This is a genomic window from Bythopirellula goksoeyrii, assembly GCF_008065115.1.
Lineage (GTDB): Bacteria > Planctomycetota > Planctomycetia > Pirellulales > Lacipirellulaceae > Bythopirellula > Bythopirellula goksoeyrii.
Genome location: NZ_CP042913.1, coordinates 4,965,940 through 4,982,177, shown reverse-complemented (window position 1 = coordinate 4,982,177; position 16,238 = coordinate 4,965,940). Strand labels below are relative to the sequence as shown.

The window sequence follows — 16,238 nt, the reverse complement described above, 5'->3', positions numbered from 1 at the left end:
CCTGCTAACCAAGCCGAAATTCGGGCGGGCAATGCCCACCCTACACGTATCGAAGAAAGAGATTCACGATGTCGGAACGAGAACGCTGGATCGTTTATCCCCTATTGCTGTTTGCCCTTGGCGCCGCGGTGCGCGACAAGCTCATGCAACAGGTTGTCTCGAAAGAGATTCGCTGCGAGAGCCTCCAGATTGTCGATCAGCAGGATCCAGACATCACGCTCGCGGAATTGAGTTTCAAAAAGGCAGTCGATAACGATCCCACTCAGCTTTCCGACCGTGTGGGTGCCCTTGTGCTGAAGGATAGCGATGGCAATATCGTGTGTGACATCGCAACCGATGTACTCGTAGGGCGTTTGATCGCGAGGCAATTGTTGGTGGTCGATCCTCAACTGCGTCCATTGGTTGTGGCTGCTACAGAAGCACAACCGACGCTCTCGTTGCGAGGTACGGATCCTGCTGTTTCCTATCGTGGGGTCATCTATCTGAACAATCAATCGCTGCAGGCTCGGCCCCTTCAGAAAGCCAATCCACCAGAAACGCCACAGCCTCCACTTCAGCCCAATGCGGAATGACGGCGCCACCTCGCGGACGACGCAAAACATGTGACATTTATTGTTATGACGATTCTTGCGGCTGAGCGCGCCTCGATTGCTGGAAATCTTGTTTTCTTGCTGTGAAATCGCGCCAAAGAGTTGCCAGAAAGTGCCCTCAGACGCTAATTTATGTTACCGGAGTTGCCTGTGTTTCCTCACCTTAGCGGAGACGTGATTTCGACTGTACTTTCATCTCCAGAGAGTATTGCGATACCGAATCTGTTTGAGCGATTGGTTGGTCGGATGGAGTTGGCAAATCAAGAACACGCGTGAGTACGATCACAAGCAACCACGCTTCTCCTATATTGACAGACATGCACGAAAATAAGAATGATCTCGGCTGCTGCTTCTCCAACTTGGCCGAGATGCTTCAGAGTCGCGCCTGTCAGTTTCCCGAGTTGACTGCTTTTGTGTTTGAAGACGACGAGGGCAACCAACAGTCGTGGACTTTCGCTCAACTTGAGTTAAGAAGCCGCAGCTTAGGTAGATGGTTGGCACGTCGCACAAGTGTCGGTGACCGAGTGCTGTTGGTTTATCCTCCCGGATTAGAATTCATCGCCGCATTCATGGGGTGTGTCTATGCAGGGGCTCTGCCGGTGCCGGCAACCTATCCCAAGCCACGGCGACCTTCCCCGCGGCTGGATTCTATCGTGGAGGACTGTCGGCCAAGCCTAGTTCTGACTCACAGTTCCTCCCTCGCGGGATTATGCCTCGATCAGCAGTCTCCCGCGATCAGTGAGTTGAGCTGGGAGCCGACGGATCTTGTGTCGGATGATCAGACTAATTCTTTCGAGCCGATTTCACGTAGCGCCGAAAATCTGGCTTTCTTGCAATACACCTCGGGATCGACTTCAGAACCACGCGGAGTGATGGTTAGCCATGGCAATATCCTGCACAATCTGGAGGCGATTCGCACCGGCTTTTCGATCGATGGTTCCGTCCACCAGAAGGGTGTGTTCTGGCTTCCCGCCTATCACGACATGGGTCTGATTGGCTCGATTCTGACTCCGATCTATGTGGGGGGGACGAGCACATTGATTGCTCCGACGACTTTTCTCCGCCGACCACAACGTTGGTTGGAGTTGATGTCGGAAACACAAGCCACGATCAGTGGATCTCCGGATTTTGGATATAAACTGGCAGTTACCAAGATGTCGGAAGCCGAGCGTGACTTACTCGACTTAAGCCATTGGCGGTTGGCATTTTGTGGAGCGGAGCCAATCAATCCCGCGACACTCGATGAGTTTGCAACGGCATTCGAAAGTGCCGGTTTCCGGCGTAGTGCGTTCTATCCTTGTTATGGATTGGCAGAGTCTACGGTCATCGTCACCGGAGGGCAGCATCCATCGGGTCCGCGCGTCTTGCATGTTGATCGCGCTGCGAAGCGGAACCACCGCGTCGTACCAGTTGCCGAGAGCAATGGCAGCAGCCAAGCGCTGGTCGGATGTGGCCAAGCTTGCAAGGGCATTACCTTCCGAATCGTAGATCCGGTTACTTTAGAAGCTCGCGAAGAGGATCAAATTGGCGAGATCTGGGTGCAAGGAGACTCGGTAGCACCAGGCTACTGGAATCAGGAAGCGACCAACAACGAGACCTTTCGTGCTAAACTAGTGAACCATGGTGATGGAGAGTTCTTGCGCACCGGCGATTTGGGATTCTCTCACGAAGGGGAACTCTATGTCACGGGGCGGCTGAAGGATGTGATCATCGTGCGGGGCCGCAATCACTATCCCCAGGACCTAGAGCGTACTGCTCAGGCAGCCCACGAAGCGGTAGATCTGGGCGCAGCCTTTCCCGTCGAGGTGGAAGGACATGAGCAACTGGTGCTGGTGTTCCAATGGCGACGTGAGTTTCGTGGTGCAGACCATGAAGCCATCATGCACGCGATCCGCACTGCAATCGTCGAGGAACATGAGATCGATCCCCATGCAATCGTATTAATTCGTCCAGCTAGCCTGCCCATTACTTCCAGCGGCAAGGTTCAGCGAAAGAAGTGTCGCGAGCAATTCCTGAAGGACGAGTTAGCCGTCACCGCGCAATGGACCAATCACTTGTGCAGTGGGGACGAGCTCCCTGCTGAATCAACAATGGAACTTTCCACGCAGCCAGATTTTCTTGCTCATGCTACTGAATTGAGTACAAAGGATCTCCAGGAAAATGTACAAGAGTGGTTGGTTGTCTGGCTATCCAAACGGACAAATATCCAGACCGGGCTCATGCATCCCGACACTCCGTTTGCCGAATTGGGAATCGATTCACTAACAGCCGTAGAGGTGAGCCAAGAAATCGACCAATTGTTAGGTTTGCAATCCCCTCCAATGGTGATCTGGAGTTGTCCTACTCCGAAAGAGTTAGCTCAATATCTTGCTGGCGAACTGCAAGCCCCCAAAGTGCGGTAGCGTATGTTTACGATTTCGCTTCTTCACGAACTTGTTACAAAGTTCTACCAGACAACGTCTTAGGGAAAGAATTCACTGCTTTCTGACTGAGGACAGTTGTGGCGTCAAGATTACTTGTGGCACGATTTAGTATGTTGCTAGCTAATACAAGACGCTCTACGTTTTGATTTATTGATTCCAAGCGAAAAAGTCTTGACATTCTCAGCGCTTGCCAACTAGACTTCCCGAATGGAACAGGGGATTAACAATCGCCTGATAGTTTTCACCCGCCTGACTACCACGACCATCCCTACCTGCCTTGGTTAGCTTCGCGACTCCGTCGTGAACGTTCTGTCCCAATAAATCAAACCCCTGTTTCGTGAGGTACCAACATGAGACCTGCGCAAAAATCTGGCTTTACCCTTGTTGAGCTACTCGTAGTGATTGCCATCATAGGTGTCCTCGTTGGACTACTGCTTCCTGCGATTCAAGCAGCACGCGAATCCGCACGCCGCTCGCAGTGCGTAAACAATCTCAAGCAAATCGTGCTTTCTGAACAGCTCTATCATGATGCTCACGAACGCTACACCATGGGCCGAGAAACTCACTGGCAGGAAGGCGTGTCGTGGGCATTTCACATGTTGCCCTTTATCGAGCAGGGAAATGTCTACGACTCCTTTGTGAAAGAAGCCCCAGTGTTTGACGATCGCAATGCCCAAGCAATGCGAACCCCAGTGGAGACTTTCTACTGTCCGACCCGTCGCGAGCCCGCAGCGGATCGGGATTTCGATAACAATGACAGTCCCTCAGAGGTTCAAGATGTAGCGGCAGGAGGAGACTATGCTGCCAATGCGGGACTCGATTACCATTGGGGAACTACTCAAAACGATTGGGATACAACGCCTGATATCGGTGCTGTGGTGGGTCCTATGTTCACGTTTTCGAAAATCAAGGCACGGCAGGTGATTGATGGCCTGTCGCAGACATTCGCTATTGGCGAGAGGCATATCCCAGCAGAAGTGGATTCCGAGCCTGGTCTCGAGGACCACGACAAGGGAGACACGGCATTCTTCGCGGCTGATAATCCTGCCGCAGTCCTCGCCGGCACTGAGAATGGCTTAGCAACGGGCCAGTATGACGTAGATAGGGCGAAGTTTGGAAGTGAGCACGGAGAGCTAGTTCATTTCGCCTTTCTCGATGGTCATGTCGCCGCGATTAGCACAGCAATTGATATGCTAATTCTGAAAAACCTATCGACGATTGCCGATGGTCAGGTGGTTGATATGAGTGAGCTGTGATTCAGTTTAATATCGGAGCTATTCCATGGATCGCTTCTTGCAGCCGTGGCCCTGGTGGGTTTCTGGGACGCTAATCGGTCTAACCGTGCCGCTCCTGTACATCCTGGCCGGCAAAGCGTTTGGGATTTCGACTAGTTTGCAGCAAGTGGGTGCAATGTGCGCTCCGCAGAGCAAACTGGAGTATCTGAGCAAACATGACCGTCAGGCGAACATGTGGACGCTCGTGTTCGCTGTAGGCATTGCCTTTGGCGCATTCGTAGCGACGCACTTTTTGTCTGCTGAGCCGGTGCAATTCCTACCTAAGTCGTTCGTCAGCGTAGGGGGTGCGGTCCGGCTATTGTTTGGCGGTTTCTTGATCGGGTTTGGTACGCGTTACGCTGGTGGTTGTACATCAGGCCATTCAATTACGGGCATCTCCAATCTCAATTGGCCCAGCTTGGTGGCAACCTTTTGTTTCTTCGCGGGTGGCCTCGCAGTCACGTGGGGGCTGGGACAATTCATTTTCTAGTGAGTGATATCTGATCATGACAAACGATACTTCCATGCCAGACAAGAACTTGAGCCGTAGCATGTCCTTATCTAAATTCGCCAGTGTGTTGCTGATCGGCGCCTACTTAGGGATTCTGTTCACAAAATCGGAAGTCGCCTGTTGGGAGCGAATCCACGACATGTTTCTGTTCAAAGAAGCGTACATGTACCTGATCATCAGTTTGGCTATTGTCGTAGCCATGGTGTCGATGTTCTTGATCAAGAAACTTGGCATCACCACGGTGGATGGCAAGCCGATAGTCTATGAGCCAAAACCTTACCACACAGGCGTCATCATTGGTGGAATGCTCTTCGGTGCGGGATGGGCTATTACGGGAGCCTGCCCCGGTCCCATCTATGCCCAGATCGGTGGTGGAGCATGGATGGCCCTCTTCACTCTGGCCGGAGCACTGTCAGGAATGTTTTGCTATGCAGCTCTCAAGCCGAGGCTTCCGCACTAGAGGGCTCAAGTCAGAAGAATGGTTTCCGCGAGAAATGAGTATTTCGGCTGGAAGCAGAACGCTACTCCGCCATTTCCAGAAGCGACTGCATGACCTCAGAGTAATTTACGGGCGTGATCACATTATCTGGGGTAGCGGGATTTGTGAGTTGGAGTTCTTGCTCTATTGAAGTTGGAATCGGTTCCGCCGCTACGGTTGGTTCCCAAAGTGGTTCTGCTGATTGCAAGTCTGCAGGGATTGGGATGGCGGATTCTTCCAGGCTGCCTTCTTCTTCAGGCGTCGCGGGAATGTGATACACCTGATCGGGGCGCTGGTCATAGGGGCCGTAGGCTACGCGTGGTGCACAGGAAGAGGCATAGTTGATTTCTCTTGGTTTTCCACGCAAGCTTTCGCGTACCGCGGCGTCGTGATAGGCCGCTGACGGCCAGCCTCCTTCGCTTAGGAAGACACCGTCGTAATCAAGTAGGGTTCCCTTGGCGTAGTGTACGTTTTTCACGGCCACCGCGTATTCGGCCAATGAGCGGAAGTAGCGAGACTCGGAGTTGGCCAGTTGCCTTTGGGCCTCCAAGAGCAAGTCGAGCGGTGCTTTGTCTGCGTCAAAAGCCGCTTGGACGGCTGCCAACTGTTGACGGGCGGCATCAAGTCGGTTGAATGTCGTTTGCGAGACCACATAGGACCTTTTCAATTCGGCAACAGCATTTGCCAAGTTGTGTAGAACCTGATGCTCTTGCTCTTTCAACAGGGCCCGTGCTCGGCAGAGTTGCAACTCGGCATTCCGCACAGCGGTGTATCCGCGTCGATAACCTAGCGGCACGTTCAACTCAACGCCTATCTGCCATTCCTGGAAATCGCCCATGGTGAGATTGTTGTAGGCATAGTCGAACTCTCCCACGCCATTGTTGCTGGGATCAAGCAGGTCATTTCCAAACCCACGCCAACGATAACGGCCAATAGTGTCCAGTTGAGGCAGCAAGTAATTTCGACTGGCAATCGATTCGAGTTCGAACCGGCGAGTCTCAAACCGCTGACGTCGCAATTCAGCACGACGGATGACTGCTTCGTGAGTGGATTCGGTCCAGTCGAAATCAACAGGAGCCGTCAAAGGTTCATCGATGGGACGCAATAGTCGCCCATCGGTCGGTGGTAGGCCAATGAGTCGCCGCAGTCGGCGTTCGGCGACTTGGACTCCTCCATTGCCGCGGAAAGTTCCCCCTCCACTGCCATTGTCTGTGCGCGTACCATCGATTAGCAGTCCACTAAGCGCATTCTGGACTTCTTCCTGGAAACGGAAGAATTGTTCGCGGGCTTGGGCTTCTTTTTCGGCCTCTCCGCCTCGTCGTCCTGATTCGTATAACGCATGAATTCGCCGCCAAGTGTCCAGGGCCGCGTCGCGTGCGGCGACTTTGGTTTCGAGATCACGATAGGCGTAGTAGAGGTCCCAATAGGCGTTTTCGATATTGCTCACGAGGTCGCGGACGCCGATTTCAAACTCGGCTAGCTCGACATCGGTATTTACTCGGGCAATCAACACGCCGTTGTAGAGGCCTGGGATATTTGTGGGTCCCGCTATGCGGTTGTATTCCATGCCGTTGCCCTGAAGCAGCGGATGACGGAATTCGGTTTCGAAGTTGACATTCCAGGCGCTGGGAAACAAATTGCCTGGAGCGTTGTTCGCGTCGTAATCGATGTTGTGCCGGAAGGCAAACTTGGTACCGGTGACAGCCTGCTTTGCGAGCTGAGATTGGAACACGATCGCATCTTGTCTGAGAATACGTGTGCCACCACCGAAGAATTCGTTGTTGAGTGCCCGATTGTTCTTTTCACCATAGATGCTGGTCGAGAACTGGGCATCAAACGCACTCAGTGCCGCATCGACGCCAAATCGCGGGTCGGTTTCGCGAATCGCGGGATCCCAATAGGTTTCGACCGAATCAGGTGCTCGCAAAAGGACTCCACCCAAATCGCGGAACACCTTAGATTGCGATAGTGCCAATTGAACGACGTTTTCTAATTTGACGTCCCAATACTCGGGCTCCTCGATACTCGTCAGAGACAAAGGCTCCAACACGGCCCAATCCTCGCTCGTGCTGCTGCACTGGGTCACGGGATATTCAATCTCCGTTGCAACAGCTCGATAGCAATCGTCCGACACGGTGGTCTTAAATGCGCCGTCCCGGCGCGAACGACATCCCGCCAGCACTGCCAGCAGGCAGAGCGGAATAATGGCCAGTTGCATGCGGGAAAGCATTGCCATTCGAAGGGTAGCCGATCAATTGGGTTGAATTGACTGCAAACGAGGGGAGCGCCATCTCCATTAGGTGGTCTCCATGTGTGTTTCGGCGTGTCAGAAGCAGTACAACCACGATTTCCCGTATCAACCGCAAAGCTTGCGCAGTTTGCCAAACTCGATTGGCCTCCCAGAATAACGGGAGGAAGTTTCCCTTTCAGAGAGTCCATGTGTGAATGAAAACGTCTTGGCTGCATATACTGAAGAAGTAATGAGCAGACTTGAACCCCACGAACTTGAAGCCCATAAAAGTGCGCCGGATAGCTGGCAGCAAGTGGAGGAGTTTCTAGCAAAACTCCATGAGCTCGCTCGCGCACCTGTTGAAGTGGATGAGTTCTACCGCCAACTGCTAGCAGGTTGTGTGGCGATCCTTGCTGCCCAGGGGGGGGCAATATGGGAACCAGCCCTAAAAGGAAAATGGAAACTCAGGCAACGAACGAACTCGTCAGACTTTTTAAAGAATGCAGACAACGATCATCAGCAACTCTTGCAACAAGGCGCTAGCGCAGATGGACCTCGCGTCGTATTGCCAGTGGGTGACGAGTTTCCGAGCGACACCGTCTTGCTGCTTGGAGCGGTGCATGAATCCACGAATGACGCTGAGGTTTCCCATCGTCCACAGGCAATTATTGAATTGTTTCTGCGCAGTGGTTGTAGTCCTGCAGTGCAGCAGGGCTGGGAGGAGTTTCTTGCGGCGGTATGCCAGATTGCTACCGATTTTCATCTTCATGAGCAACTCCGCACATTACGCACCGAACAGGCTAGCCACGGCGAAGTGCTGAGTCTTGTTCGGCGATTGCAAGCGGGATCAAACCTCAACGAGCTAACCTACTTTATTGCCAACGAGGGTTGCAGGTATCTGGGGGTTGATAGATTGAGCGTGCTCCTCAATCGCAGCGGAAAATGGAAGTTACAAGCTGCCAGTGGTGCGGAACGTTTCGATACCCGGGCTGATGCCGTTAAGCAGCTTCAAGAGCTTGCTGAAGTCACTGCAAAATGGCGTGATCCGATTGACTACTCGGACTCTTCGGATGTTGAAAGAGATGGCGAACTTCCGAGTGCGGTCGGAGAAGTGCTCCAGAAATACTTGGATAGCACCCACGCTCGCCGACTGGTGGCTGTCCCGATCCAGCTTCGAACTGCGGAATCTCTGGACGCCCACAAGAAATCACATTCAGAGTGTAGAGCGGTTTTGATTGCCGAAGACTTCGGTTCGACGAGCGATCAACTTCTGCGATCACGAGTCGTGGAACTGGCAGATCTATGTGAGCCGGCCCTTCAGCAGAGAATACGTTTGGATCGATTTCCCGTGCGGACCACGTTGGCTTGGACCAATCGTTGGCACAATCTTTGGGAAACATGGGGGATAAGCCGCTTGGCACTAGCCGCCACGGCAATCGCCCTTGCATTGGCGGCCCTGGTGTTCGTGAAGACCGATTTTGAAATCGAAGCCCCGGCAACGCTCACGCCGCTGGTTGAACAAGACGTGTTCGCCACTGCCAATGGCACGGTGAAGGAAATCCTAGTTTACCATGGCGATCAAGTTGCCAAAGGCGATGTACTTTGCGTTCTCGACGATCCCCAGTTGGCACTGGATAGTGAACGGGTAAGAGGCGAAATCGCCACGGTTCGCAAACGGCTTGAAGCAATTGCCGTGTCTCGCACGGATCGACAAGCTCGTGAAGAACCACGCACAGACCGATTACCTCTCTCAGCTGAAGCCAAGCAACTTGAATTGCGTTTGGCAAGTCTAATAGAACAAGCTGCGATTCTTGAGAGGCGAGAGCAGGCGCTCACTCTTCGTAGTCCGCTCACTGGAATGGTGCTCACGCTCGACGTACAGCACTTGCTCCGCACGCGGCCAGTTGAACGAGGGCAGGTGCTGTTCACCGTGGCAGATACTCACTCAGGCTGGCAACTCAAGGCCCGCGTGCCGCAGGATCAGATAGGGTATGTACTTGCCGCGGAAGGTCGGACCGATGTTCCTCTGCCTGTTCGTTTCAAACTCGCTGGCGACTCTGACGAGGTCTACCGGGGCCACGTTGCCGAGATATGTGAAATTGCGGTGTTTGATCCAGAGAAGCTCGCCGAAGAATTGCCCGACATTCAAGTGGATATTGCCGTGAATGAGGAGAAGCTCCCCGCGGCGCGACCCGGGATGGAAGCCAAGGTACGCCTGTTATGTGGCAAGGAATCACTGGGCTACGTATGGCTGCACGATGTCTGGGACAATCTCTACAGCTGGATGGCTTTCTAATTGAAAGGTGCGATGCTTTGACATATCAGAGACTACTATTCTGTCTGTTCAGTATTGCGGCATCAGTTCCTGTGACTGTGCAGGGCGAACCACTCATTGTCGAAGTGGTTTTGAGCCCCCTGGATGCGGCTGAGGTCCCCGCCCAACAAACAGGTGTGTTAAAAGAAATCGTAGTGAAAGAAGGGGCCGTGGTTTCCGAAGGGGAAACGCTTGCCCGACTGGACAGTCGTCAAGCAAAACTGGATGTAGCCAAGGCGGATCTGGAAAGTGCCCAAGCCGAGGCCAAGGCAACCAATCGCATCCGCGTGAAATTCGCCGAGAAATCGCTCGCGGTCGCCCAGGCTGAGTTAGAACGCTCCCAGGAATCGATCTCACAGTTTGCCAAAAGTATTTCTCAATCGCAACTTGATGTAGAAAGGCTCACCGTTGAGAAACTCTCGCTCGAAGCTGCCCAAGCCGAGCATGAGTTGGAACTCGACCAGTTTGCGTGGAAACTCAAGCAACAAGAAGTGGCCGAAGCCAAATTGAGGCTAGCCCAGCATGAAGTGCAGGCGCCCTTTGCGGGGACCGTGGCTTTGATCTGGGCTCGTCGAGGCGAGTGGGTTGAATTGGGCGCACCAGTGGTTCGGCTTGTCGCAATCGATAAATTGCGTGCTGAGGGCTTTTTAGATGTTGACTTATTGACTGAAAACCTCGTTGGCAAAGAAATCATTTTTCATTGTGGCGAGGGGGATCAAGCAACCACCGCACGAGGCACCTTGCGGTTCGTAAGCCCCGAGATGGACCCTGTGACCCGCCAGGTGCGAGTTTGGGCGGAAATTGACAATCCGTCTGGAGAAATTCGCGCCGGACAACAGGGGACCTTAGAAATAGAAAAATAATAGCCGTCGCCGGAAGGCAGCGGTAGTTCGATACCGTGAGAACCATCGGCTTGACTCCGAGGGCTATCAAAGAGATTCGCTACTAATGTCCAATCCCACTGACTATCTTTTGGCGACCGCAAACCGTCTTTTGGGGCTGCGCTCCCGGGGGGACATCGCTCCGGTCGCGGTGTCGTATGGAGGCCAAGAGAGTTTTGTTTTGAAGGATCCGCTTACGCTGGAGGTCTTTCAGCTTTCTGCTGCGGAGATGTTTCTTTTCGACGAACTCCGCAAGGAAAATTCCCTGGCAGACCTACAGAAATGCTTTGAAGCGAAGTTTGCCCCTCGCACAATTACGCATGCTGCCCTACAGCAGGCAGTAGCTCAATTGTTTGATCAGGGTCTCTTGGTGAGTACCGCCGCTGGACAAGGTCGGGAGCTGCTGGATCGTGCCACCAAGCGTCGCCGGAATGAACGTTGGCAAAGTCTGGTCCGAGTCTTGTCTTTTCGCGTTGCGAGCTGGGACGCTACGGCAACAATCGAATCGCTTTACTCGAACGTGCGCTGGTTATTCTCTCCAGTGGTCGGCGTGGCAGCCGTCACCATGGTGGTTTATGCAATCTGGCTGCTAGTTGGACATTGGACTCAATTCGCTGCGCGGATGCCTTCGATCAGTGAACTGACCACCCCGAACTATTTGCTATTGTGGCTCTTGACCATCGCTGGGGTGAAAGTGCTGCATGAATTGGGGCACGCGGTCACATGCCGCCATGTGGGTTCCCGCTGTCACGAAATGGGGATCATGCTGTTGGCGCTGCTGCCCTGTCTCTATTGCGATGTATCCGACGTGTGGAAGTTACCGAGCAAGTGGCAGAGGATGGCCGTCTCGGCGGCGGGGATGATCGTCGAATTGGTTATTGCGGCTGGGGCAGTCATCCTGTGGTGGCACACCGAACCTGGGCTGCTGCACACGTGGCTGTTGGGGTTGGCGATCATTTGTTCGATCAGCACTTTGGCTGTGAATGCCAATCCATTGCTGCGCTACGATGGTTATTATCTGCTCGCCGACTTATTGGAAATCCCCAATCTCTCGGGACGTGCCTCCGGTCTGTGGGGCGAACGTTTGCGAGACTGGTTGCTTGGCCAGCCGCACACGGCTGATCCCTTGATTAGCACAATCCAGCAGCGACGTCTGGCGATCTATGCGGTAGCGGCGCGGATCTATAGCGTGGTGATTCTGCTGGCGATCTTTGCGATGCTGCTCGCCGTAGCGAGGCCCTATCATCTAGAAAAAATAGTGTTTCTGCTCGCAGGAGTGACGGTTGTCGGCATGATCGTCGGTCCCTGCCTGGGGATCTGGAGGGTGATCCGCAATCCCATCAATCGCTATCGGCTCCGCAAGCTGCGGGTTTCTCTCCTTAGTGCCTTCTTGGCCGGAGTGGCCGGGCTCTTGTTTTTCTATCCAATTCGGCACACAGTCGAAGGTTCTGTGGTTTTCGTACCTGCCGAGGGACATGCCATCTATGCCACCGAACCGGGGCAATTAGAATTTGCACTCTCTGCTGGAACCCAGGTCCAGCCGGGGGATACGATCGCGCGCCTGGTCGATCCCCAGGTGGAACTTTCACTAGTCGAGTACCGGGGGGAACTGGCAGAAAAGAGGATGCATGTCGATCAACTGAAGACCTTGCGAGCCCTGGATCCGCGCATGTCACTTCAACTCCCCACCGCTGAATCGGAACTACGAGACGCTGAATCGCAACTCGCCCAGTACAACCAACGGGCGTCAACGCTAGATCTGCAAGCACCCATCGCAGGGACGGTGATCGCCCCGCCCGTTGTCGAACACAAACGCTCATCTAACCGACTCCCGACTTGGAGTGGTACACCGCTGGATTCGAAAAATCAGCAATGCTGGGTTGAGCCGGGAACCGTGCTTTGCACGATTGGCGATCCTGAACGAGTGTCCGCATTAGTCACGGTCGATGAACGCGACATCGCTGAAGTTGAAGTTGGCGACAACGTGCGAATTCTTCTCGGCTCTGCCCCTGTGCGAATTCTCACGGGCACGGTATCACAAGTTGCCAGTCGAGCAACTCGCACCGATTCAGAGTTATCAGAAATCGACGCCAATCGATTTCACGTGGTCGAAGTGCAACTCGACCAACAGGATGGCCAAGCCTTATTGGGATCGACTGGAAAGGCCAAGATCGATGCCAATCGAGCGACGATTGCCCAGCTCGCGACTGATTTCGTGAAGAGGAAGTTGCGTTTACCATGGTAGGCCGCAACGAGCGGTAGTGATGTCTCTGCCGGGCGTCCTAGATCGCTATGCAGCGCCGGAACTGCGCACGTCTTGTTCCGGCCTACATCGAATAAGCATGCGATGCTTTTATGGAATCAGCAGGATTAGGCCTGCGATGGTGCCAACTTCTACGATCGCGGCACAGGCCTGCAATGGTACGCGGTTCCAGCGACGGGGGACACAGTCTCCCGGGCGGTACTGTCCCAAGGTGTAAATACAATCGCAGGGGCGATCCACTGTCATTAGGTAGGGCAGGGCGGGGATGGTTAGGAAGAACTTGCCCCCAGATATGACAGGCTGCAAGACGCGGCTGACCGTGTAGCCGTAGCGCTCGGCGTTGATTTCTTCAAAATAGAGCGGCTTGTGGCAGAGGCAGGTGGCAGACCATTGGAAATTGAACTGGGCCCAACCAAAGTCCAATCGAGAATCCATCACATACGGAGTGTCTGCCGAGCAGAAGCGGGCTCTGTCGGAAGGGAGGTCTCCTGCGGGAAAAGCGATGTTGGCTTTGACCTGAGACAGAGGTGGTGCAACAAAACACGGAACTTCGACCATGCCTCCTGGCCCAATGCCATCTACTTCGATGGGCTGCTGAAACGGAGTGGGTATTACTTCAGCTTCCGATTGTGTGTAGTCCTGAGTGAGTAGGATCTTCCCGCCACTAGTCAGATTGGCAGCCGCCAAGAGATTGTGGGGTAGGTCGGGAGCGGGATCTTTTGTTTGAAGTGTCGCTTCAGCGGCAGGCTGCATAGGCACCGCTGGAGTCCCCGTCTCGTTGGTTAGCCGTTGCTGCAGCCGGCTGGGGGATCCAACGAAACGGATGGGGGACTCATCGGCAGCGGCTCTGCGACCGGCTGGGGCGAGCATCGACAGTACGAGGGCCAACAACAAAGTCAAAGGCATTGTTGCGGGTGAATTGGCCACGTAGTATGCTCGAGCCGGGCGAACGAGGCAGCGGTGGGTTTCGGAGAACATCGAACGGGTCCCGTCGCGCAAAGCCTGGTGGGGATCGCATGTCGATACGATATCGAAGCACGCTGATAGTTGATTTCGACGTCTCACAACCCGATTCTCAAGTAGATTCGCGACACGCCCTACGACCAGCAGAAGTGGCAAAACCGGCAAAGTTTACCAGGCTTATCAACGCTTCTTGTTAGCTGCGACTACCCGCTCAGGTCCGGCAGATCTCTGCCTCATTTCAGAGCGGAGCGCTTCGAGCGAACATTGTGTGAACCAAACAATTCGTTTTCGTGTCCCGCGAGAACCTGGACAGATCTCTCACCAAAAGGATTTACGATGTTCTCCACTCAATCGGTTGTCTATGCCTGGGACAATGGGCTGCGCTACGCTTTAGCATTGCTGGATGATTTGAGCGATGAGCAAATGGTATTGCGCCCCGGCGGGAACATGAACCACCCCGCTTGGATTCTGGGCCATATCGGGCTCTACTATCCGATCGTACCAGCACTACTCAGGAGCGAATCTTTCGCTGACCCAGCCGACGATGATCTATTTGGGTTTCGAGGCCGAGGCCCCTTGGCTGACCACACGATTTATGGCAGTAAAGAGTCGCAGCTTGATCGAATGAGTGAGGGACATGAATTGGTTGCCCAGTCGCTGCTCTCTGCGACGAAAGAACAGTTGAATCAGGCCCCAAGTTTGCCTCGCTGGGCGGAAATGTATCCCACGGTGGAATTCATGTTACCCGATCTGTTGATCCTTCATGAAAACATCCACATAGGCCAGTTGAGCATCTGGCGACGAGCTGCTGGCTTGCCAGCTGTAGAGTTTCCAGATCGCACTCCGCGCCCGGGGCTGATTGCATCGCAGTAGCTCGATTAATGTCTTACACATTGAGCGTGTTTCATTTATCGCTTCCAACTGGGGTGCGCTCATTGCAAGTTCGCTGGCATAATAGCTTTTCGGCGAAGTAGGCAAATCTCCACATACTCTGGGAGCGTATGATGTTTTCCGCGATTTTTGACAAACGCCACCCTCAGAGCGGTGCCCGACCGGGTACGCTTGTTATCCCCAAGGAAGCGCCCACCCCTAGGATTTATATGATCCGCTACCGAGCGGAGGACGTCACTGAATCCGACGTCAGCGAAGTCGACGAACTCAAAGCAGCGTTCGACGAGGAGGCAGTCACCTGGATCGATATTCAAGGGTATGGTGATAAGGCTCTTATTCAAAGCATTGGCGATCTGTTTAAGCTGCATCCGTTGCTACTGGAAGACGTGGTTAACATTCCGCAACGACCAAAAACTGAAGCTTATGGCGACCAGCTGTTGACGGTGGTGCGAATGGTTCGTGTTGACGGTCCGGGTGAAATCGACATGGAACAAGTAAGCATCGTGTTGAGTAAGAATTACGTGCTTACTTTTCAGGAACGCTATGGCGATGTGTTGGACCCCGTTCGCCGCCGTATTCGCTCCGGAAAAGGTGTTATCCGCCAGCACCGGGCTGATTTTCTCGCCTATGCAATCGCCGACACCATCATTGACGGCTACTATCCCGTCTTGGAATCAATCGGCGAGCATCTTGAAGAACTCGAAGATGTCGTCGTCACTGATCCAACACCGGACTTATTGATCGAACTTAATCAAATCAAAAACCGACTAATAAACTTGCGCCGCGGAATCTGGCCTCAGCGCGAGGCGGTCAACACCATGGTCCGGGGCGATCATCCCGCTATAAGCTCGGAAGTGCAGATCTACTTGCGCGATACCTACGACCATTGCGTGCAGACCTCGGAGGTTGCCGAGATGTATCGAGAAATGGTCACGGGACTCATGAACACCTATCTTTCGTCGATTGCCAATCGTACGAACGAAGTGATGAAAGTGCTCACGATCATGGCCAGCATTTTTATCCCGCTAACCTTTCTGGCGGGCATCTACGGTATGAATTTTGAACACATGCCCGAATTGCATGTCAAATGGGCTTACCCCGCGGTGTGGATCACTATGCTCGGCACCGCCGCAGGGATGCTCATCTATTTCTGGCGCAAAGGCTGGATCAGCTTTGGAGGAGCGAGCACTACAAGTCGGAAGCAAAGAGAAGAAGGTTAGCTGCATTGCGTTTACGAAGTCTGGCTCAATGGATTGGTGCTTGTCGGGCAATTCCATGCCACTTTCACTATTGTTGACGGATGCTGCATGGGGGCAGTCCTCTGGCAATCAGCTCTTAAGCTCCGACTCTCGTTCCTCTAGTGGCCGTGTGTTACGCTAAGCGTCCAGCCGCATTTGCGAATTTCGGCGGTCGAATTGTA

At 53.7% G+C, this 16,238-nt stretch carries 12 protein-coding genes; 10 read left to right on the top strand and 2 right to left on the bottom strand.

What is annotated here, in order from left to right; translation table 11 throughout:
• Positions 1-68: 68 nt before the first annotated feature.
• The 5 genes from Pr1d_RS19665 (at position 69) to Pr1d_RS19645 (ending at position 5,258) form a co-directional block, all read left to right on the top strand.
• Entirely contained in the window at positions 69-572 is a 504-nt protein-coding gene (locus tag Pr1d_RS19665) for a hypothetical protein (RefSeq protein WP_148075112.1), read from the top strand.
• A 290-nt stretch (positions 573-862) separates the two neighbouring features.
• Entirely contained in the window at positions 863-2,992 is a 2,130-nt protein-coding gene (locus tag Pr1d_RS19660) for an AMP-binding protein (protein ID WP_148075111.1), read from the top strand.
• A gap of 371 nt (positions 2,993-3,363) precedes the next feature.
• Positions 3,364-4,269, top strand: a complete 906-nt coding sequence (locus Pr1d_RS19655; RefSeq protein ID WP_148075110.1) for a DUF1559 domain-containing protein — start codon at positions 3,364-3,366, stop codon at positions 4,267-4,269.
• Between the two features lie 25 nt (positions 4,270-4,294).
• A complete protein-coding gene (locus Pr1d_RS19650; RefSeq protein WP_148075109.1) occupies positions 4,295-4,777 on the top strand; it encodes a YeeE/YedE family protein in 483 nt (160 codons plus the stop codon).
• A gap of 61 nt (positions 4,778-4,838) precedes the next feature.
• The gene (locus Pr1d_RS19645; protein WP_168205365.1) at positions 4,839-5,258 is read left to right on the top strand and encodes a DUF6691 family protein; all 420 of its coding nucleotides are present in this window, start codon (positions 4,839-4,841) and stop codon (positions 5,256-5,258) included.
• A gap of 61 nt (positions 5,259-5,319) precedes the next feature.
• On the opposite strand, the gene Pr1d_RS19640 is transcribed toward Pr1d_RS19645, so the two are convergent.
• Positions 5,320-7,512, bottom strand: a complete 2,193-nt coding sequence (locus Pr1d_RS19640) for a TolC family protein (RefSeq protein ID WP_148075107.1) — start codon at positions 7,510-7,512, stop codon at positions 5,320-5,322.
• A gap of 205 nt (positions 7,513-7,717) precedes the next feature.
• Here Pr1d_RS19640 and Pr1d_RS19635 point away from each other — a divergent pair, with 205 nt between their 5' ends.
• The 3 genes from Pr1d_RS19635 to Pr1d_RS19625 all read left to right on the top strand — a co-directional run bounded on the left by Pr1d_RS19635 (position 7,718) and on the right by Pr1d_RS19625 (position 12,946).
• Positions 7,718-9,802, top strand: coding sequence for an efflux RND transporter periplasmic adaptor subunit (locus tag Pr1d_RS19635; protein ID WP_148075106.1), 2,085 nt, complete (start codon positions 7,718-7,720; stop codon positions 9,800-9,802).
• A 17-nt stretch (positions 9,803-9,819) separates the two neighbouring features.
• Positions 9,820-10,683 carry an efflux RND transporter periplasmic adaptor subunit gene (locus Pr1d_RS19630; RefSeq protein WP_210417783.1) on the top strand — a complete coding sequence of 288 codons (864 nt, stop codon included), beginning with the start codon at positions 9,820-9,822 and terminating at the stop codon, positions 10,681-10,683.
• Positions 10,684-10,768: 85 nt separating this feature from the next.
• Positions 10,769-12,946, top strand: coding sequence for an HlyD family efflux transporter periplasmic adaptor subunit (locus tag Pr1d_RS19625; protein ID WP_148075104.1), 2,178 nt, complete (start codon positions 10,769-10,771; stop codon positions 12,944-12,946).
• Positions 12,947-13,054: 108 nt separating this feature from the next.
• Here the strand turns inward: Pr1d_RS19625 and Pr1d_RS19620 are convergent, their stop codons facing one another.
• Complete coding sequence (locus Pr1d_RS19620; RefSeq protein ID WP_210417782.1) at positions 13,055-14,029, bottom strand: hypothetical protein; 975 nt, start codon at positions 14,027-14,029, stop codon at positions 13,055-13,057.
• Between the two features lie 234 nt (positions 14,030-14,263).
• Between Pr1d_RS19620 and Pr1d_RS19615 the strand changes: the two genes are divergently transcribed.
• Positions 14,264-14,800: a DinB family protein gene (locus Pr1d_RS19615; protein ID WP_148075102.1), complete on the top strand. Its 537-nt coding sequence runs from the start codon at positions 14,264-14,266 to the stop codon at positions 14,798-14,800.
• Between the two features lie 128 nt (positions 14,801-14,928).
• Complete coding sequence (gene corA / locus Pr1d_RS19610) at positions 14,929-16,038, top strand: magnesium/cobalt transporter CorA (RefSeq protein WP_238476542.1); 1,110 nt, start codon at positions 14,929-14,931, stop codon at positions 16,036-16,038.
• Positions 16,039-16,238 lie beyond the last annotated feature (200 nt).

What these genes read in the sequence shown, in the direction of transcription:
- Pr1d_RS19650 (WP_148075109.1), top strand. Translation starts at nt 4,295, where the DNA reads ATGGATCGCTTCTTGCAGCCGTGGCCCTGGTGGGTTTCTGGGACGCTA.
- Pr1d_RS19625 (WP_148075104.1), top strand. Translation starts at nt 10,769, where the DNA reads ATGTCCAATCCCACTGACTATCTTTTGGCGACCGCAAACCGTCTTTTG.
- Pr1d_RS19665 (WP_148075112.1), top strand. Translation starts at nt 69, where the DNA reads ATGTCGGAACGAGAACGCTGGATCGTTTATCCCCTATTGCTGTTTGCC.
- Pr1d_RS19655 (WP_148075110.1), top strand. Translation starts at nt 3,364, where the DNA reads ATGAGACCTGCGCAAAAATCTGGCTTTACCCTTGTTGAGCTACTCGTA.
- Pr1d_RS19615 (WP_148075102.1), top strand. Translation starts at nt 14,264, where the DNA reads ATGTTCTCCACTCAATCGGTTGTCTATGCCTGGGACAATGGGCTGCGC.
- Pr1d_RS19640 (WP_148075107.1), bottom strand. Translation starts at nt 7,512, where the DNA reads ATGGCAATGCTTTCCCGCATGCAACTGGCCATTATTCCGCTCTGCCTG.
- corA (WP_238476542.1), top strand. Translation starts at nt 14,929, where the DNA reads ATGATGTTTTCCGCGATTTTTGACAAACGCCACCCTCAGAGCGGTGCC.
- Pr1d_RS19645 (WP_168205365.1), top strand. Translation starts at nt 4,839, where the DNA reads ATGTCCTTATCTAAATTCGCCAGTGTGTTGCTGATCGGCGCCTACTTA.